Source organism: Bacillus cereus group sp. BfR-BA-01523, assembly GCF_022662615.1.
GTDB lineage: Bacteria > Bacillota > Bacilli > Bacillales > Bacillaceae_G > Bacillus_A > Bacillus_A mycoides.
In genome coordinates, this window is sequence record NZ_JAKUDX010000007.1 from 64,972 (window position 1) to 85,634 (window position 20,663).

Consider the following 20,663-nt stretch of genomic DNA (forward strand, 5'->3'; position numbering starts at 1 on the left):
CTTATGAAGGAGGTGGAAGTTTTTGTTTTTGTATTTGTGAGTTAATCATAGGGGAAGGGATGTTTTCGGTATGTGACGAAGGATCTGATTTTATTTGTGACATTTTTTCTTTCTTGTCGCGCAAAGAGTGTTCAGTTAAATAGATGGCATATTCATAAAATAATTGGCGCGTAAGTTCACTTTGTTCTTTTAACTTTTCATCTTGGAATACAGTTCGCCCCGGTTTAGAATTTGCTTCAAATAGCCACGGGTTTTCCGTGGTGTCTAAACCAATGTCAAAACCAATTTCTCCAATGTTCCCGGTTACTTGCCCATCAAGTGCATAACTGATTTGTAAGGCTGTTTGTTTTAGTTTATTTTCAATTTGAACTTGCTTTGTTGAATCAGGAAATAGTTCCTGAAGTAATTTCGTATCACCGCCGCTATTTACATGAGTTGTTAAGCTACCTTTGCCGGCGATTTTTGCGACGATTGCACTGACTACCCAATTACCAAAATGGTTTTTATTTGTATGAATGCGAAAATCGACGGGTTGCCCTTCGAAGCGGAGCAGTGAGATACCTTGTTGTACGATAAACTTTTTTAAATCATGTCCTTTTAACACATGGTTAAGAAGGGCTTCTAATGATTGATACTTTCTTAGTTTGTTTTGTTCATTTTCACGATAACGACAATAGTAGCAATTATCAGTTTGAGAATAGAGTATTTGATGAATATTTCTTCCGAAGCTACCGTGTATTGGTTTCATATAAATGTACTTATACGTACCGAGAAGTCGTTCTACTTGTTCAAAATGTTGAAATACTTCTGTATTTGGTAAGAATGGTTTAATTGAATCTTCTTTCATTAAAAGTTGATGCACTTCCCATTTATTGAAAAATCCCGGATTAAACCACGGAATCGCATAGTCGCTTTCTAAACGTTTTTTTGCTCTTACGATAGGTTTGTAATTTTCTGCTTGCCGATTTGGTAATCGGTCGTAAATGACATTTGGTAAAGGGACTTTGTTTTTTACCCATTTTCCTTCTTGAAAGAAGTACCCTTCAATTGTTTCCTCTTCCCAGTTTATATGTTGAATGCCGAAGACAAATAAAAATGGCTGCAATGTGAATGGTGGTGTTAATAACTCACTGAGAGAGATGGAACGACTTCCTAAAGGAGAATTAGAATCATCGTTAAAGCCAGTTGTGAAAATCCCGATTAATGGGCCGAAAACAATGGTTTGATTGTGTAAGAAGGCATGGATTGTTGCTGAATGCGGTAGTAAAAGATCGGCTGCAATCTGTTCGCCAATAATAATTTCTCGCGTGAATGAATAATGAATTTTAATATTCTCACATGTAATATAACGTAAGCCAAAGAAAAAGGATGTAATTGGTGGTGTAATAGAAAAAACGTAAGGTAAAGTAATACTATTTGGATGCTCATCTGAAATACTTAATGTATATATGTGCTCTTTCAACGGGGATTTCCTCCTTTCGTTATGGTGTAAATCGGCTAAACTTTAATGGACCATGAAAAATTTGTTCAGCCAGTTCGTCGTTGTACCTAGTATAAACATCGTAAGAAGGCATCGTATTGACGTACATAAGCCAAATGGCACCTTTTTGATCCATAATGGTAGAAAGCTCTAGTTCAAATAATGAAGAATAGGACTGATCGAGTGTTTTAAACACTTCATTTACAACATCATGTAAAGCATCTTTTAATAATTGAACGCCAGTTGGAGAAAGTAAATATTTAATTTTAGAAAATGGATGTAACATAGAACGTTCTGTTGCTGAAAGTAAAAATTGTGCTGGGAATGAAGATTTTTGTATAAATTGACCGAGCACTTGCCAATTCTGTTCTTTATTTTTTTGCATAATGGTTCGAATATGAATCGGATATGATAGTTGATTTGGAGGTTGTAACATTGGATGAATCATATAACGGAATGAGTGTATGTTCGATTTGCACCATGATATAAATTTATCTGTTCGTTTGAATTGAGTAGAAGTATGATGTTGTTCATTTATTGTATCGATATGAAATGTTTTATTTTTGTAAGTGGCCCGATATAAATTTTCATTGGAGTGTATATTGATTGGTCTTATAATAATATCTCTTGTTTCTAGTAGTAATTTAAAAATTCCTTGTACTGTTCCTTTTATTATTTTTGGTACGTAAGGGGAAAGACGTTTATTAGTAAGAAAAAGATTGTGTAAATCGCTTGGGTTAATAAGTGTGTTGTTTAAAAAAGTAGTGGAAGAACGTTTGTGTAATGAATGAATAATCGCATTTGCTTGTTGGAATTCCTCATCCTCTTTGAAATGACAACGATCATATATATATGAAGGAATGGGAAAGGTTTGATCTATCCAATTTCCTGTATCTGTATCGTAAATAAGACCAGAAACAAGATCTGTCTTTGAATCAATGCTAAACGGTGTGAATTGGGCAACGACGTTATGATAAAGACGAGCTCGCTTAGCGATTTCGGTGTAATACGTTTGCTCGTGATGGAGCCCGGAAGTTAAAAGACCAAGAACCAACGAAATCACTCCTTTAGTAATAAGATGTTTGCATTATAGGCGAAGCTATATATTGCAAATACGTTTTTATACCATTATACTTTTGTCCGTATGATGATATGCTATAGTTTTGGAGAAGTGAAAGGTTGATTGTGATGAATATATGGTTAAATATGTTAATAACGACAGGGCTCGGGGCAATTATTGGAGGATACACAAATCATTTAGCGATAAAAATGTTATTTCGTCCTCATCGTCCTATTTATATTGGGAAGTTTCAAGTTCCATTTACGCCAGGGTTAATTCCGAAGCGCCGCGATGAGCTTGCTGTTCAATTAGGTAAAATGGTTGTAGACCATTTGTTAACACCAGAAGGAATCGGAAAAAAACTAACAAATAAAGAGTTTCAAACCAGCTTAATTCGCTGGACACAAGTGGAAGTTGATAAAGTAATTACAAATGAACAGTCGTTACGGGATATGTTAGAAAAATGGAATTTAGAACATGTAGAAGAAGAGGCGATCGGGAAAATCGAACATGTTATTACAGAAAAAATTCATGCATTTTTAGCAGAGTACTATACATATACATGGGAACAGGCGTTACCTCATTCTGTTCATGAAAAAGTAGAGAATGCGATTCCGAATGTAGCATCTTTTATTTTAAAAAGAGGAATTAGCTTTTTGGAAAGTGAAGAAGGAAAGGAACGCCTTTCAAAAATGATTGATGACTTTTTCGCTTCCAGGGGAACGCTGCTTAACTTAGTTGGTATGTTTTTAGGGAATGTAAGTTTAGTTGATAGCGTGCAGCCGGAAGTCATTAAGTTTTTAGGACAAGATGGAACAGAGCGTCTGTTAACTGATGTACTGCAAAAAGAGTGGGAAAAGTTAAAAGGAAGAGACGTAAAAGAATTAGAAACGTTCGTAGAGAAAGAAATGATTGTGAACTCCATATTGTCAGCAGTTAAAGTAGAGGAAACAGTGAGTAGATTTTTAAATCAGTCTGTTCAGCAAGTATGTGAGCCAGTTCGAGAAACAATCGTTGAAAAAGTGGTCCCTAGCGCAGTAGAGAAAGGCTTGAAGTGGGGGACAGAAAATGTGGGAAGTATATTGGGAAATCTCCAGCTTGCGGAAATTGTCCAGCAAGAAGTATCTACATTTTCAACAGAGAGACTAGAGGATCTCGTATTGTCCATTACAAAAAATGAGTTAAAAATGATTACATATTTAGGGGCGTTATTAGGAGGAACAATTGGATTTATTCAAGGGTTGTTACTCTTGTTCCTTAAGTAATAAAGATGGGTGCATAGAAATAAAAGTGAAATTTCTTCCCATCTCTTGCATAGTTTGATATGGTAGGAAGAGGTGCGTATGTAAATGCACTTAAAAGGCAGTGCGAGCGAAAAGCGCTAGCCTTCTAAAGGAGGAAAAATAAAATGACAAAAAACATTCATGATGTTGCATATGAATTACAAAAAACAATCGCTGAAAACGAAGATTTCCAAACACTAAAAGCAAGCTACGCAGCAGTACAAGGAGATGCAGAGTCAAAGAACTTATTCGAAGAGTTCCGCACGATGCAACTTGGCTTACAACAAAAAATGATGCAAGGCCAAGAAATCACTGAAGAAGACAATCAAAAAGCACAAGAAGTTGTAGCCCGCATTCAACAAGATGCAAAAATCACAAAGTTAATGGAAACTGAGCAACGTTTAAACATCGTTATCACTGACGTTAACAAAATTATCATGAAGCCACTTGAAGAATTATATAGCGCGCAACAAGCGTAATGATAGAAGACGCTCCTAGTATGGGGGCGTTTTTTTTGTGTAGGAAATTTGATAGTCCTTCCACAAAAAAATCCCCTTCAAAATAGCCATGTGTTAGTGCCTGTTTTGAAGGGGATATATGATGTATCTTTCAATTTCTCTTTTACATATATAATTACTTGTTGAAATACTCAGTTCTAATATTTTTTTCTTTCAAAAACTTTTCAATTTCTTTTTGCTTCCTACCATTAACTTTCTCAAAGCGTTTTGTAAAAGAAAAATCAGTTTTGAATAAGTTACCATCTTGCGCGAGTTTGTCTAATTCGTCCTCTAGTTCTACTGAAAGTGCCGTAGATGCTGAAATAAAATCATGAATTTCCTTCGAAGGCTGTTTGTAATCATTGGGGATCGTATTGTTACTAATAAAAGTATGGAAATTCGCATCATTTTGTTTTGCTAAATCTACTAGTTGCTTTAATTTCTCTCGGTCGGATTCCGTGACATTCTCGTCAGACATAGATGATGAAAGTGGAACGATGTTTTCGTCTAACTCTCCGCTATAATCTAAATAAATTTTTATATTTTGTTTCATTTCGTCTTCGTTAATCGTTTCATTCTTTTTTGAGGAAGTGAATATAGTTTCTGGAATTTTTATCGTTACATCTTTAATAGATTGCACATCGTTTTCTTCCTTAGGTTGTGCACTGTTTGAACAAGCTGATAGAAATAAAATTGTAAGTAACATGAGTAGATATAAAGTATACTTCTTCATTTTAATATCCTTTTATATTCATTATTATCTTTGTAAAATAGCTATATTCCATTTCAAATACTTTACTAAAGTTGCGTATAGATGTTTTACCATTTGGTAAGATATGACGGATATGAGTAAACCGCTGCAAAAAGCGATGAACACATTGTAAACATCGGAATAACTAATTTGATGAAACCCTTTAAAAAATCCTAACCCTATTAATAAAATAGGTGAGATGATTAATAGTGGAGTAGCAATGATAAGTGCTAGAAGAATCGGTAATAAAAAGAGTAGTACGAAAAAGGCGATAATGATAAAGGTAAAGTTTAAAACACTTAAACTCATAACAGAAAATAGTGCGGTTATCATATTTTTAAAGCTTCGTTTATTATCAGCGTTATGTATTGCATAGGAGACATTAAGCTCTTTCGCGATCGTTTTAGGGTTTCCTAGTTTTCTAACAATTTCTTCTTCACATTTCCCATCTTGTTTACCACTGATAAAATGAGTTTCATACTCTGAAATAATATCTTTCTTTTCTAAACTAGGCATATTCCGCAAGGAAGAACTAAGTTGTTCCAAAAATTCATTTTTCTTCATAACAATCACTTTCCTTTATAAAATGATGAATTAAAGCTGAGAATCCTATCTTTTGAAAAGGGGATACGAATTATAAAGTGTGTTCCAATTATTGGTTATTCCAATATTTACAAATATATCATTTAGTAATGTTCTTTGCAAGGTACTATAATCTTATTAATACTGTGATTAGATGTAATTTTTTCGTGCATTTTTAGAGGAGATATAAAAATATTATTTTAGGATAAACAAAGGGTTGTAAGCGTATTCCTTAGAGGTTGTCAAAAAACTGTCAAATTCATATCGTTGGAAAAATAATGCATTTGTAATATAATGATAAACAATACTTCACCACATTAATTAACTAGGTGAAATTAAAAATCTTTATTACACACATTATGAAATAAAGGGATGATTAGTTTGAGTACAGGTGTAAAAGCAAACGACGTGAAAACAAAAACAAAAGGAGCAGATCTTGTTGTTGATTGTTTAATTAAACAAGGTGTTACACATGTTTTCGGTATTCCAGGAGCGAAGATTGACTCTGTATTTGATGTACTGCAAGAAAGAGGACCAGAGTTAATTGTTTGTCGTCATGAACAAAATGCAGCATTTATGGCAGCTGCTATTGGTAGATTAACAGGGAAACCGGGCGTATGTCTTGTAACTTCAGGACCAGGGACATCAAATTTAGCGACAGGTCTTGTTACTGCGAATGCGGAGAGTGATCCCGTTGTTGCTTTAGCTGGTGCAGTTCCGCGTACAGATCGATTAAAACGTACGCATCAATCTATGGATAATGCTGCATTATTCGAACCAATCACTAAATATAGCGTAGAAGTCGAGCATCCTGATAATGTACCAGAAGCACTTACTAATGCATTTCGAAGTGCTACTTCTACAAATCCAGGAGCAACACTTGTAAGTCTTCCGCAAGACGTTATGACTGCGGAAACGACAGTAGAATCTATCGGTGCGCTTTCTAAGCCACAGCTTGGAATCGCTCCCACAAATCATATTGAATACGTAGTAGAAAAAATAAAATCAGCAAAATTACCAGTTATTTTACTCGGTATGAGAGCAAGCACCAATGAAGTAACGAAAGCAGTTCGTGAGTTAATTGCTGGTACAGAACTTCCTGTTGTTGAAACATATCAAGCAGCTGGTGCAATTTCACGTGAGTTAGAAGATCATTTCTTCGGCCGTGTTGGATTATTCCGTAACCAACCAGGTGATATTTTACTAGAAGAAGCAGACCTTGTTATTTCGATCGGTTATGACCCAATTGAGTATGATCCGAAATTCTGGAATAAACTTGGCGATAGAACAATTATTCACCTTGATGATCACCAAGCAGATATCGACCATGATTACCAACCAGAGCGTGAATTAATTGGCGATATCGCTTTAACTGTAAATAGCATTGCGGAGAAATTACCGAAGCTTGTATTAAATACGAAATCAGAAGCAGTTTTAGAACGATTACGCTCGAAATTATCAGAGCAAGCAGAAGTTCCAAATCGTGCTTCAGAAGGTGTTACGCATCCACTTCAAGTCATTCGTACACTTCGTTCTTTAATTAGTGACGATACAACCGTTACATGTGACATCGGTTCCCATTCTATTTGGATGGCGAGATGTTTCCGTTCTTATGAACCACGTAGACTATTATTTAGTAACGGTATGCAAACGTTAGGTGTTGCACTTCCTTGGGCAATTGCTGCTACTTTAGTTGAGCCGGGTAAAAAAGTTGTTTCAGTGTCAGGTGACGGTGGTTTCTTATTCTCTTCGATGGAGTTAGAAACAGCGGTACGTTTAAATGCACCGGTTGTACATCTCGTTTGGAGAGACGGTACATATGATATGGTTGCGTTCCAACAAATGATGAAATACGGTAGAACATCAGCTACAGAGTTTGGCGATGTTGATCTTGTGAAATATGCAGAAAGTTTCGGAGCAATAGGTCTTCGTGTCAATACACCAGACGAATTAGAAGGTGTATTGAGAGAAGCGTTAGAAGCAGAAGGTCCTGTCATTATTGATATTCCAATTGACTACCGTGACAACATTAAATTAAGCGAAAAATTATTACCAAACCAATTAAACTGATGGAGGCATGAGTGAGATGACTGTTGCGCAATTAATTGATATTGATGCAAAAAGAACGAAAATGAGTAATGAAGTATATCAAACATCTACAATGCTTGCGCTATTAGATGGTATATACGATGGTGTTATTAACTTTGAGGAATTGAAAGAACGTGGTGATTTTGGCATCGGTACATTTGATCAATTAGATGGTGAAATGATTGCGTTTGATAATGAGTTTTACCATTTACGTTCAGACGGTTCAGCGGAAAAAGTAGAACCGGAAGAAACAACACCGTTTGCGACTGTAACGTTTTTTGAAAAAGAAATGAGTTATACGGTAGAGCGTCCGATGAATCGTGAAGAAGTGGAAGCATTATTACATGAGTTAATGCCAAGTAAAAACTTATTTTACGGTATTCGAATGGATGGAACGTTCCGTGAAGTAAGAACGAGAACTGTTCCAAGACAAGAAAAACCGTATACGCCGCTCGTTGAAGTGACGAAATCACAACCGATCTTTTCATTTAAAGATACAGAAGGTACGCTAGCTGGATTTTGGACACCAGATTACGCGCAAGGTATTGGTGTAGCTGGTTTCCACTTACATTACATTGATGATGAAAGAAGCGGTGGCGGACATGTTTTCGACTATGTTGTAGAAAACTGTACGATCCAAATTTGTCAAAAAGCTCATATGCATTTAGCACTTCCTGAAACAGCTGATTTTATGGCAGCTGAATTATCAAGAGAAAACTTAGAGAATGATATTGCGACCGCGGAAGGTGCGGAGTAAAAAGGAATCGAAATTATGTATTCTCTATATAAAGAACCGAAGTCTTGTTCAGGCTTCGGTTCTTTTCATTGATTTGCAATCTTCGAGTGAAATTCCCCTATCCAATTTCACTGCACCGCCTCATTATGTTTCTTTTGTAAAATGAAAACTCAATTTTGAAGCAAAAGAAATATAAATTTCTCTCCAAACATATACATCAAAAGGATAGGGGGGATATGATGGAAAACTCCATTACTATTAGTTTATGCATGATTGTAAAAGATGAAGAACAAACTATATCAAAATGCTTAGAATCGGTTAAAAGTGTTGTGGATGAAATTATTATTGTAGATACAGGTTCAACAGATGGTACAAAAGAAATTGTGAAGAAGTACGACGCGAAAGTTTATGATTTTCAATGGATTGAAGATTTTTCAGCGGCACGAAATTTTGCGTTTTCTAAAGCTACAAAAGAATATATTCTTTGGCTAGATGCAGATGACATAATAGATACGGAAGATATAAAGAAATTGTTGCAGTTAAAACATACGTTAGATCGTAGTACGGATGCAGTATCTATGAAATATTATTTAACTTTTGATATAGAAGGAAATCCAACACATTCTTTAAGGAGATATCGATTAGTCAACAGAAGTAAAAATTTTCAATGGTATGGATTTGTTCATGAATATTTAGAGGTGTATGGAAATCTTATAAATAGTGACGTAGGGGTAAGTCATAAAAAAGAAAAAGCATATACTAATCGTAATTTAAAAATATACGAAAAACATCTTGAGGGTGGAAAAGAGTTTAGCCCCCGCGATGTGTACTATTATGCAAATGAATGTAAGGATCACAGATTATTTGATAAGGCTGTTAAGGGGTATTCTAGGTTTTTAGATGAAGAAAAGGGTTGGGTTGAAGATAACATTCAAGCTTGTTTAAAAAGAGCCGAATGTTATTTAGAATTGGGGGACTTAAAAAAATCTATACAGTCTTGTTTGCAATCATTTACGTATGACACGCCTAGAGGAGAACTTTGTTGCCACTTAGGACGTGTATTTTTGCAACAAGGGGAATATTCTAAAGCGATATATTGGTACCATGCAGCAATTGACGGGCCCAGGCCAAAGGATTCGCCGTTTGTCCGAGAAGAGTGTCATACATGGTTGCCGCATATTCAACTATGTATTTGTTATGATCGAATAAAAGAATATGAAAAGGCAATTTATCATAACGAACAAGCTGCACTGTTCATACCTAATAATCCGAGCATTGAATATAATAGAAAATATTTTGATAGTTTATCGGAAAAATAATATTTAATAATACTAGATATCATTTTGGCTGCTGAGAGGAGTTTGATTCATGCTCACAAGTATAATTATATTGACTCATAATCAATTACAGTATACAAAAGAATGCATCCAAAGTATTAGAACTTATACAGTGGAACAAGAGTATGAGTTAATAGTTGTGGACAACGCGTCAACAGATGGTACTGTAGAATGGTTACAAAAACAATCGGATATTATGCTAGTGGAAAATGCGGAGAATATGGGTTTTCCAAAGGGATGCAATCAGGGAATTAAAGAGGCAAAAGGTGACAATATTCTATTATTGAATAATGATGTGGTCGTAACTGAAAATTGGCTAAGTAACTTAATTCGGTGTTTATATGAAAGTAAGGATACTGGAGCGGTAGGGCCCATAACTAATAATGCCGCTTACTATACTGCTATACCAACCTTTTATAAAGATATTGAAGGAATGCAGAAGTTTGCAACTTTATATAATCAAAGTGATAAAAATAAATGGGAAGAACGTATGAAATTAATCGGATTCTGTATGCTTATAAAAAAATCAGTGTTAGATGAAGTTGGATTATTAGATGAACGATTTACACCGGGGAATTATGAAGATGATGATTTGTCACTAAGAATGTTTGAAAAAGGATATAAACTGTATTTATGTAAAGATACATTTATTCATCACTACGGAAGTGTCTCATGGAAAGAAGATAGTATGAAATTTTCTGTAGTTTTACATGCAAATAATATAAAATTGTATGAAAAATGGGGATTTTATGGTGAAAGTTTATACATTCATTATGATTTACTAGCAATTGTAGATCGATTTGCGCCTGATCAAGTGAATATTCTTCATATAGGAGCTGGATGTGGTGCAACTTTATTAGAAATGAAAAGGCGTTACCCGGCAGTTCCCATATTTGGAGCAGAAATTAATGAAAAAGCAGCAGCTCTTGCAAATAGGGTAGCTCCTACAACTTCTGCTGAGTATGACAAGTTACATGAGGTATTTACAGATGAAAAATTCCAGTACATTTTGTTATCACATCCTATTGAGCCAGCGAAATTACCGCAGGTCATACAATCTATGTCACAACTTTTAACGCCAACAGGAACTTTCATTATGTCGAAATTCAATTTGGATAATTATTATGCATTAAAAAAATAATGCTTTTAAGATTTTCTCTTTGGAGATGAGCTGTATTTGGCAATGTTGGAGGAACAACGGTTTCTTTTATAGAAACAAAACCGAAATCCGAGCCCGGATTTCGGATTTTCGGCGTGTGATGAATTACGAAAAAAGAGCTATCCTATAAGTTGGTTTCACTTACTTATAGGATAGCTTCTTTATTTTGAAACAAACGGATGCTTTTCATAATAAAACCGCCATGGATAGTGAACGGCTTCTTCTGCATAATCAATATTAATACGAGGGCCAGCTATTATGTTATGTGTGGATGATAAATGGTCTTCTTCAGGAACTAATTCAATATGTAACGTATCACTTTGAAGTGATACGCCGCGCTCTTCTAAAGTGATTCCGAGCGCGCCGCATAGTTTTCCGGGGCCATTTGTTAAGTTTTTATACTGAGCTTTCGTAATGTCAGTTTTATTGTAGCGCGCTAGTTTCATGTCTTCGATTCCATCTACAGGTTCAAGAGCACGAATGAGAACTCCTTGCGGGGTGCCGATTGGTGCTGTAATTACGTTAAAGCAATGATACATGCCGTAAATTAAATATACGTAAGCATGTCCTGGTGCGCCGAACATTACTTCTGTTCGATTAGTCCGTCTGCCTCCGTAACTATGAGCGGCCTTATCATCTGGACCTTTGTATGCTTCTACTTCTACAATAATTCCGCTCCGCTTTATGCCGTCTACAATATGAACGAGTTTATGTCCGAGTAACTTCTTTGCGACCACTAACGTATCGCCTTCATAAAAAGAAGGTGGTGCCTGCATTGTACTATCTCCTTTGCCAGTTGTATATGTATATAGTAAACCAAATTTTCAGTAGTAATTCTAACTCGTTCTATTTACTACATTTATTTCATAAATTATGGATAGAGTACAACAGCGAAGAGGGGGAGTGCGACATGATTTATCGCTTACTAGCTCTTAATATAGATGGGACACTACTATACAACAACGGAAAAATCGCAAAAGGGTTACGGGAGACAATTGACTTTGTGAAAAGAAAAGATGTATACGTTACATTGTTTACGAATCGTAATTTTCAATCTGCTCATAAAATAGCGAAGGCGTTAAAATTAGATTCTATATTAGTTACACATGGTGGTGCTTTCGTTTCAGCAACGTTAGATAAGCCGTTCGCTCAAAGGAGATTATCTGAAGAGAAAACCTTTAATATCGTGCAAGTGTTAGAGCATTTTGATTGTAATGTTCGCATTTCTCATGAACGATATTCAATTGGGAATCGTGAGAGAAATACACCAAACTTAATTGCGCGTACTGTATTATCAAGCGCAGATCCATTATTTTATCCGGTTCAATTTGTAGATTCGCTAGGGGATGCACTGCGCGATCATCCAGTAGCTGCACCAAAAATTGATATTGTTTTCCATACGAAAGGTGAAAAAGAAAGAGGGATGAATACGTTAAGAAAGGCATTTCAAGATGTGGAGTACGTTGAGTGTGATGAGAGACGTATAGAAATTCTCCCTCAAAATGTATCAAAACTACGTGGTTTACAATTACTTGGGGAGCATTTAAATATTAACCTTAGTGAAATGGTTGCGATTGGAGATAGCGTAGAAGACTTAGAGGTAATTGAAAATGCTGGGCTTGGGGTAGCGATGGGGAACGCTCCTGTAGAATTAAAGAAAGCCGCAGACTGGATTACACGTTCTAATACTGAGAACGGCGTAGAGTATATGATTAAAGAGCATTTTCGTAAGCAATTCCCGCTTCCTTTTTTAAAGAATCATAAGCATACACCGAAACGATGAAAAAAGAAACGTAGCATTTTCGCTACGTTTTTTTGTCGACTTTATTTGAAAAGTTTAAATCAATATTCCAATAGGGAATGAAAGCTTTTCAGGGGATGAATTGTGTCTGGAATCTATACAATTCACTTGAATACTCTAGGAAACTGTTGTAGAGTGGATGATGTTGCCGAAATATTTACACCACATGAAATATTCTTCAGATTAATTTTATTGAGCTCCCGTACGTAAAAACATTTCCGCGTGATAGTTTAGTTCACGTATTATCTCAAAAATGAATTGTAGTAATTTTATTAATTAGTTGTAGAGTTTCTTTGTTTTATTTAAATGGATTATTTTAAATTAATGTGAGTAAGACTTGGTACATATGAAATGTACTTCTTTTGTGGGTTTAGGAAGTTTAAAAGGGGGAATGAATTTCTTGAGGAAATCATTTAATCAAAAAGTAAAAAAAATAAGTAGTAGTTTTATAGTTGTATTACTAATATGTATGAATTTTTTAATCCATTTACCATTTAAAGCAGAGGCAGCTACAACAGAATTAAAAGGTTTAGGTGATGTATCTTATTACAACGCCATCATTTTTGGAGATCATAGTGCAACGAGTGCGGATATTGAGGGTGCGATGGCTGTTCAAAAAAATATGAACGCATCAAGTTATACAGTCCTAGCGGCTGCAACTGGAGCAAACAACTTAGCTGGAGCAACATGGAAAGATGAAGGATATCCATCATTATTACTAGGTGGTCAATTTACGAAAGCGGGAGCAGGACAAGTAATCATCCAAGATGGAACAGTGGCGATGACAAAAGATGGTGACCCAGAAGGTGCAATGAAATCATCTTATGACCGTATCTCTTATAAAGAGCAAGCAGAGATTGATGCCAAGTTCAAAGAATTTAGAAAAGACGTTGATGGTGTAATTGGGGATGCGGGTCAATTGCAAACTGATAAGCCAAAACTTAATATGAGCTTTGGAATCGGTGAAGATGTAAACAACCCTAATATTTACGTTTCTTCAGGCTTAACAGGAAAGAAAATATTTGATGTAAGAGATGTTTATCTTCCGAATGTAAATAACAAAGACTTTATTGTTATTTATTCAGACGCAGAAGAAGTGAATTTTGGTAGCGGTGCAATTTTGTACGATACGAGAAATACTGGGATGGCAACAGACTTAATTAATACATCTCAAGCATATGACCCTAATTCAGCTTTTACTGAGTTAGCTAATAAAGTCATTTGGGTGTTCCCTAATGCTACAAAGATAACAACTAAAGGTTATGGTGTAGTAGGTAGTTTGTTTGCGCCTAATGCTGTTGTAGAGACAAAAGGTGGTTCTATTAACGGACAAGCCTATGTTGGAGGATTACACCAAAGAGATGGATTTGAGGTTCATAACTTTAAATTTAATTGGCCAAAGTGGAATAAGCCAGTAGTTGAAAAAGGAAACTTACAAATTAAAAAAGTTGATGCAAATGATGAAAATATTGTTTTAAAAGACGCAAAGTTTGATGTTATAGACAAAGATAATACTGTTGTGGCTACTGTTACAACGAATGAAAAGGGTATTGCTGAAGTCAAGGATTTACCACTTGGTGATTATTTTGTAAAAGAAATAAGTGCACCAGAAGGATATATAAAAGTTGATACACCAGTAAAAGTAACAATTGATAGTACAAACGTAATTGAAATTGTTATGAAGAATACGAAAAAAGTAGAGAATGGCCAATTTAAATTATTGAAAAAAGATAGTGAATCTGGTCAACTTCTACCAGGTGCAAAATTTGATGTTATAGATAAAGATGGAAATGTTGTTGAAACAATTATTACAGATGGTAAAGGTGCAGCTTTATCAAAACAACTTCCAGTTGGAACATATACATTAAAAGAAGTTGAAGCACCAAAAGGTTATGAGATATCATCTAGCTCAGTTCGTGTTGATGTAGAGGCTAATAAAGTAGTTACTGTAGATGTGTTGAATAAAAAGATCGTTGAAAAAGTAACAGGTCAATTTGAAATCGTAAAAGTAGATGCGAATGATAAAACTAAGCTACTATCGGACGCAGAGTTTGAAGTGTATAAAGATGGTAAAAAAATAGATACATTACGAACAGATAAAACAGGTAAAGTAATCTCTAAGAAATTAGAACCAGGAAAATATACATTAAAAGAAACGAAAGCACCACAAGGATATAAGTTGTTAAAAGAAGAAATTGAAGTCGTTGTGGAAGCAAACAAAGTAGTACAAGTACAAGTAGAAAATGCGAAAGAACTAGGAAGCTTACAAGTAATCAAAAAGGATGCAGAGAGTGGAAAAGTTTTAGAAGGCGCGGAATTCAGACTAAAAAACGAAACTGGTCAAGTAGTTGGAGAAGCGAAAACAACGAATAAAGATGGTGTTGTGACATTCGAAAACTTAGTGCCAGGAAAGTACACGTTAGAAGAAACGAAAGCGCCGGAAGGCTACAAAGCGGTAGAATTAAAAGTGGAAGTAAATGTTGTAGCGAATGAAGTAGTAAAACAAGAAGTTGCGAACGAAAAAGTAACAGGTCAATTTGAAATTGTGAAAGTAGATGCGAAAGATAAAACAAAGCTATTATCAGATGCAGAATTTACTGTGTATAAGGATGGTAAAAAGGTAGCAGAGTTGAAAACTGATGAGAGTGGAAAAGCGATGTCACCGAAATTACCATTAGGTGAATACACAGTGAAAGAAACGAAAGCACCAGCAGGTTACAAGATTTCAAATAAAGAATGGAAAGTAACAATTCAAAATGAGAAAGAAGTAGTAAAAGTAGAGGCAGAAAATGAAAAGCTCTTGGGCTCTCTACAAATTATTAAAACAGATGATAAAGATCAAGCGGAACGTTTAGCAGGCGCAGTATTTACATTGAAAGATGCTAAAGGAAATGTTGTAAAAGAAAAAATTACAACAGATAAGTCTGGAACGGTTAAAGTAGAAGGACTAGTACCGGGTGAGTATACGTTAGAAGAAACAAAAGCACCAGAAGGTTATGAGTTAACAAAACAAGTAATTCATGTAACAGTCGACGGTGAAAAAGTTGTTGATGTAAAAGTAACGAATAGTAAGAGCCTTGGTCAATTTGAAATCGTAAAAGTAGATGCAAACGATAAAACGAAGCTTTTATCAGACGCAGAATTTGAAGTGTATAAAGATGGTAAGAAAGTAGAGATGTTACGAACAGATAAAACAGGTAAAGTAATCTCTAAGAAATTAGAACCAGGAAAATACACGTTAAAAGAAACGAAAGCACCAAAAGGATATAAATTACTAAAAGAAGAAATTGAAGTCGTTGTGGAAGCAAACAAAGTAGTACAAGTACAAGTAGAAAATGCGAAAGAACTAGGAAGCTTACAAGTAATCAAAAAGGATGCAGAGAGTGGAAAAGTTCTAGAAGGCGCAGAATTCAGACTGAAAAACGAAACTGGTCAAGTAGTTGGAGCAGCGAAAACAACGAATAAAGATGGTGTTGTGACATTCGAAAACTTAGTGCCAGGTAAGTACACGTTAGAAGAAACGAAAGCACCAGAAGGCTACAAAGCGGTAGAAGTTACAGTAAAAGTAAGTGTTGTAGCAAATGAAGTAGCAAAACAAGAAGTATTGAATGAAAAAGTGAAAGAAAAAATCACAGGTCAAGTAGAAATTACAAAGATAGATGCTAATGATACAGATAAAAAATTAGAAGGTGCAGTGTTTGAAATTCTGAAAGATGGAATAAAAATAGACACATTAACATCAGATAAAAATGGTAAAGCAACTTCGAAGAAACTGGAACCAGGAGATTACGTTTTAAAAGAAGTCCAGGCTCCAGAAGGATATAATTTATCTGATAAGGGAATTGAATTTACGATTTCTAATGAGAAAGTAGAAGTTATAAAGCTTCAAATTACCAATGAAAAAGAAACAGGAAAAGGTCCAGAGAAACCAGGTGGAGAGACAGAAACACCAGGTGGAGAGACAGAAAAGCCAGGTGAAGAAGTAGAAAAGCCTAACTTACCAGAAAAAGAACAAGGCGGTTCTAATAATCAAAAACTTCCAGCTACAGGGCATAATACGGATTACCTTCCATTTATAGGTGTAATTCTGGTGTTATTAGGAATACGTTTAAGATTTATGACTAAAAATAGTTAATAGATGTATAAAAGGCAAAAGAGATAATATTATCTCTTTTGCCTTTTAGGTTAATACAGAAGGATTAAAGTAAAAACATCTATATTTAGTTATAAATGTTTTTAAGCTTCAATCACGTTAAGCATTCTGTTTATAAATGCAGCTGCGTGAGCACGTTGTGATGGTCCTTTTGGTACGAATTGATTAAATTCGTTACCTTTTACAATTCCATATCCATACACTCTTTGTACTTCTTCTTTAGCGTAAATTAAGTTTTGGTCTACGAATGGTAGTTCAACTGGTTTTGCGAAAATACCAGCGTGTTTTAGAGAACGATCAATCATAATAACAGCTTCTTCGCGTGTAATTGTAGTATTTGGATCAAAGGTATTATCACCACGTCCGCGGATTATGCCTGCGCTTGCTGCACGATTAATACCGTCTCTTAAAGATGGATGTACTTGTTCTAAGTCTGTGAAATTAGCATTTCCACTTGGTAATTGTAAAGCACGAGTAATTAATGTAGCAAATTCAGCACGCGTTACAAGACGTTCTGGGAAGTACTTGCCGTTCCCTTCTCCTTGCATAATGCCTCTAGCTGCTAATTGACGAATGTCTTGTTCATACCATCCACCTGTAATGTCATCAGTTACTGGATCTTTTCGGTTTTCCTTATAGTATGTTTCAGTTCCTTTTAAGAAAGCATCCCATTGTCCGCGTTGAATCATATACGCAGGGCAATTTTTTCCTGACCAAAATTGGTGTTTTTGGACCTTATCTAGAGAAATATTTAATTCGTTCATTAAATAAGCTGCTAATTTACGGGCATTCTCTACCGCTTTTTCATAGTTTCCATCTTGATTAACGGCAATTTCAATTCCGATAGATTCATAGTTTCCAGTTTTATTTCCAGCATGCCATCCAACTTCATTTACTGGAAGATGTTGATAAATTTCTTTATCATCTACTGTGAAATGCCAAGATGCGGCGCGATCAGCTGTTCCGCGTGCTTGACTATCTAAGAATTTTGCGTGATTTAGAGCATTGGCACCTTTCGCTGGATTAGCCGTTTCGTGAATCGTAATATATTTAGGGACCATCGCGTAGCCAGGGCGAATATCGTCATTTCCTTTTGGGACAATCATTTCTTTAAATGTAACGCCATAAATATTGTTTGTTTGTAGAGTAGCTGGAGCTCTCAATAAACTACTTTTAGCAGAACGACCGTTTTTTAATAATGAAGCTTTTGTACCTTCAAATGTAGCAGAAGGTGCATAAATCCATTTTGATGTTTCATTTATTTGGACTTTAAACCAATTTCCTGCTTGTTCAGTAGGAATAATTACTTGAGGCTGTAGTTTACCCTCTTCTTTAAACGTTTGGAATGGTAATGAATGTATGGAAGCTTCTTCTTTCACAATTAATTTTTGATTAGATAGTTTATGAATCTCTTGAACTTCTAAGCTATTATCATTGTTATTTATCCACCCAGCGCCAGCTGGAGTTGTTATGTAGTATGCATTCCCTTTTTTCTTTGTCGCCGTTACGACTTGTTCTGTAATCTCGATATTCGATTTGTTTTTTAAATCATTCGCGGTATATAATGAATGTTTTTTTGATGTGTATAGTAGGAATTGGCCAGTAACCTCGATATCTTCTTCATGAGTACTATGCTCTTTCACATGCTCTTTGATACTTTTAAAAACTTGATCCTCCGTATATACTTCGGCGGATTTTTCAGCACTCTCTGCAAATGAATAAGTAGGTGCAAGAACAGTTTGTAATGCAAGAGAGAGAGTTAAAACACTATAAAATTTCTTTTTCATATTTTTTTTAACACATTAGATTATGGAATCTAGTGTTAACATTCCTCCTTTATGTATTGTATTTTCGATATGTATGGATTTTTGTACTAATAAATTTTAACAAGAGAAAATCATGATGTCTATATACATGAGCGATATTCATAAAAAGAATTATTTGAAAAAATGTAAGAGAAACAGGTAAAACCTTCTGTATTGACCTTCAAACGCCCTTCAAGTAAACTAAAGAGAGTTTGCAAATGAAAAGGTGATAATGTTGTTAATTTCAATTAAAACGTTACAAGATGATCGTTTTTTACGTCCGCTACAAAATATTGGCGGTTTATTTTTTGAAGAGAGCACGATAGGGTTTGAGAAAGAAGAAGCAAATCTTATCGTTGATATACAGATGGAAGGTAATGTGACAGCATCGGCTCGTTTAACAGATGTTGCAACCGGAAATGTATATGAAGAAACATTCGCAAAAGATTTATCTGCTTTCACAGAAGAAAAAGAACGTATGAAGCAAGTGAAACATGTTGTTTCTTACGTATATCTTTCTGTACTTCAACAGCTAACTGGACTTGAACAGAGCTGGGGAATATTAACTGGGGTACGCCCAACGAAACTTCTTCACAAACTGCTTCAAAATGGTATGTCAAAAGAAGAAGCGCATAAAGAACTTCGTGAAAGTTATTTAATTCATGAAGAGAAAATTGAACTTCTTCAGCGTATTGTTGATTGCCAATTAGCGGTTGTTCCGGATTTATACCGTTTGAAAGAAGAAGTAAGTATTTATATCGGTATTCCGTTTTGTCCTACAAAATGTGCGTACTGTACGTTCCCGGCTTATGCAATTAACGGACGCCAAGGATCAGTTGATTCGTTCTTAGGCGGATTACATTATGAAGTTCGTGAAATTGGTAAGTTTTTAAAAGAAAAAGGTGTTACAGTTACGACGATTTATTACGGCGGCGGTACACCGACGAGTATTACAGCAGAAGAAATGGATATGTTGTATGAAGAAATGTACCAAGCTTTCCCTGATGTGAAAGATGTACGTGAAGTAACAGTTGAGGCAGGTCGCCCAGATACGATCACACCAGCAAAGCTAGAAGTGTTAAATAAATGGAATATTGACCGTATTAGTATTAATCCGCAGTCATACCACCAAGAAACACTAAAAGCAATTGGACGTCATCACACTGTAGAAGAAACGATTGAGAAGTATCATTTAGCACGTGAAATGGGAATGAACAATATTAATATGGATTTAATTATTGGTCTTCCTGGTGAAGGATTAGACATCTTTAAGCATACGTTAGATGAAACAGAAAAGTTAATGCCAGAATCGTTAACAGTTCATACGTTATCATTTAAACGTGCTTCTGAAATGACGCAAAACAAACGTAAATATAAAGTAGCAGGTCGCGAAGAAATTACTGCGATGATGCATGAGGCGGAAGAGTGGACGAAGAACCATAATTACGTACCATACTATTTATATCGTCAAAAAAATATTTTAGGTAACTTAGAAAACGTTGGGTATGCAATACCGACGCAAGAAAGTATCTACAATATTGTTATTATGGAAGAAGTACAATCGATTATCGGACTTGGTTGCGGGGCATCAAGTAAATTTGTTCACCCACAAACAGGAGCAATTACACACTTTGCGAATCCGAAAGATCCGAAATCATATAACGATGGCTTCGTGAAATATACAGAAGATAAACTGAAAATTTTAGAAGAGCTATTCGTGTAAGAAGAAGGGGGTTGTTCCGGTTTGGAACAGCCTCTTTTTATATTGTCAGTTTTTGTCGGTAAGTCGATATATTCGAAAAATAGCTGATATAAAATGAGTTGCGTTCGATATATTCAAAAAATCGCCGATATAATTTCATTTACCATCAAACGGTCCATTTGTAAAACTATGTCGATAATAATCAGAAAAATTAGTCAGATTATTAGAG

Annotated in this window: 15 protein-coding genes; 9 read left to right on the top strand and 6 right to left on the bottom strand. The window is 35.3% G+C overall.

The genetic code is table 11. From position 1 onward, the window contains the following. Window position 1 precedes the first annotated feature (1 nt). Together MR066_RS18395 and MR066_RS18400 are read right to left on the bottom strand one after the other, a co-directional pair. Complete coding sequence (locus tag MR066_RS18395; protein WP_242248091.1) at window positions 2–1,462, bottom strand: YheC/YheD family endospore coat-associated protein; 1,461 nt, start codon at window positions 1,460–1,462, stop codon at window positions 2–4. A gap of 19 nt (window positions 1,463–1,481) precedes the next feature. Next, entirely contained in the window at window positions 1,482–2,534 is a 1,053-nt protein-coding gene (locus MR066_RS18400; RefSeq protein WP_002140521.1) for a YheC/YheD family protein, read from the bottom strand. A gap of 125 nt (window positions 2,535–2,659) precedes the next feature. Here MR066_RS18400 and MR066_RS18405 point away from each other — a divergent pair, with 125 nt between their 5' ends. Both MR066_RS18405 and MR066_RS18410 read left to right on the top strand, forming a co-directional pair. After that, window positions 2,660–3,805 carry a DUF445 domain-containing protein gene (locus MR066_RS18405; protein ID WP_242248092.1) on the top strand — a complete coding sequence of 382 codons (1,146 nt, stop codon included), beginning with the start codon at window positions 2,660–2,662 and terminating at the stop codon, window positions 3,803–3,805. 143 nt (window positions 3,806–3,948) lie between these two features. Continuing rightward, window positions 3,949–4,302 carry a YlbF/YmcA family competence regulator gene (locus MR066_RS18410; protein WP_002030016.1) on the top strand — a complete coding sequence of 118 codons (354 nt, stop codon included), beginning with the start codon at window positions 3,949–3,951 and terminating at the stop codon, window positions 4,300–4,302. 154 nt (window positions 4,303–4,456) lie between these two features. On the opposite strand, the gene MR066_RS18415 is transcribed toward MR066_RS18410, so the two are convergent. After that, on the bottom strand, window positions 4,457–5,053 hold the full coding sequence (locus MR066_RS18415; RefSeq protein WP_242248094.1) for an NDxxF motif lipoprotein: 597 nt from the start codon (window positions 5,051–5,053) through the stop codon (window positions 4,457–4,459). Between the two features lie 24 nt (window positions 5,054–5,077). Then, window positions 5,078–5,635, bottom strand: a complete 558-nt coding sequence (locus MR066_RS18420) for an HAAS signaling domain-containing protein (RefSeq protein ID WP_242248096.1) — start codon at window positions 5,633–5,635, stop codon at window positions 5,078–5,080. 399 nt (window positions 5,636–6,034) lie between these two features. Here MR066_RS18420 and alsS point away from each other — a divergent pair, with 399 nt between their 5' ends. The 4 genes from alsS to MR066_RS18440 all read left to right on the top strand — a co-directional run bounded on the left by alsS (window position 6,035) and on the right by MR066_RS18440 (window position 10,955). Further along, window positions 6,035–7,723: an acetolactate synthase AlsS gene (alsS, locus tag MR066_RS18425; RefSeq protein ID WP_242248098.1), complete on the top strand. Its 1,689-nt coding sequence runs from the start codon at window positions 6,035–6,037 to the stop codon at window positions 7,721–7,723. Window positions 7,724–7,739: 16 nt separating this feature from the next. Next, the gene (gene alsD / locus MR066_RS18430) at window positions 7,740–8,498 is read left to right on the top strand and encodes an alpha-acetolactate decarboxylase (RefSeq protein WP_002030021.1); all 759 of its coding nucleotides are present in this window, start codon (window positions 7,740–7,742) and stop codon (window positions 8,496–8,498) included. Between the two features lie 218 nt (window positions 8,499–8,716). Beyond that, window positions 8,717–9,796, top strand: a complete 1,080-nt coding sequence (locus MR066_RS18435) for a glycosyltransferase (protein ID WP_242248100.1) — start codon at window positions 8,717–8,719, stop codon at window positions 9,794–9,796. A 49-nt stretch (window positions 9,797–9,845) separates the two neighbouring features. Beyond that, on the top strand, window positions 9,846–10,955 hold the full coding sequence (locus tag MR066_RS18440) for a glycosyltransferase (protein WP_002169077.1): 1,110 nt from the start codon (window positions 9,846–9,848) through the stop codon (window positions 10,953–10,955). 179 nt (window positions 10,956–11,134) lie between these two features. On the opposite strand, the gene MR066_RS18445 is transcribed toward MR066_RS18440, so the two are convergent. Further along, on the bottom strand, window positions 11,135–11,749 hold the full coding sequence (locus MR066_RS18445) for a DNA-3-methyladenine glycosylase (protein WP_219301337.1): 615 nt from the start codon (window positions 11,747–11,749) through the stop codon (window positions 11,135–11,137). A 134-nt stretch (window positions 11,750–11,883) separates the two neighbouring features. Between MR066_RS18445 and MR066_RS18450 the strand changes: the two genes are divergently transcribed. Both MR066_RS18450 and MR066_RS18455 read left to right on the top strand, forming a co-directional pair. Continuing rightward, entirely contained in the window at window positions 11,884–12,756 is an 873-nt protein-coding gene (locus tag MR066_RS18450; RefSeq protein WP_242248102.1) for a Cof-type HAD-IIB family hydrolase, read from the top strand. Window positions 12,757–13,174: 418 nt separating this feature from the next. Further along, window positions 13,175–16,909, top strand: coding sequence for an MSCRAMM family protein (locus MR066_RS18455; RefSeq protein WP_242248103.1), 3,735 nt, complete (start codon window positions 13,175–13,177; stop codon window positions 16,907–16,909). Window positions 16,910–17,010: 101 nt separating this feature from the next. Here the strand turns inward: MR066_RS18455 and MR066_RS18460 are convergent, their stop codons facing one another. Continuing rightward, a complete protein-coding gene (locus MR066_RS18460; RefSeq protein WP_012260394.1) occupies window positions 17,011–18,714 on the bottom strand; it encodes an S-layer homology domain-containing protein in 1,704 nt (567 codons plus the stop codon). 250 nt (window positions 18,715–18,964) lie between these two features. Here MR066_RS18460 and MR066_RS18465 point away from each other — a divergent pair, with 250 nt between their 5' ends. Next, a complete protein-coding gene (locus MR066_RS18465) occupies window positions 18,965–20,455 on the top strand; it encodes a coproporphyrinogen III oxidase (RefSeq protein WP_242248104.1) in 1,491 nt (496 codons plus the stop codon). Window positions 20,456–20,663: the final 208 nt, after the last annotated feature.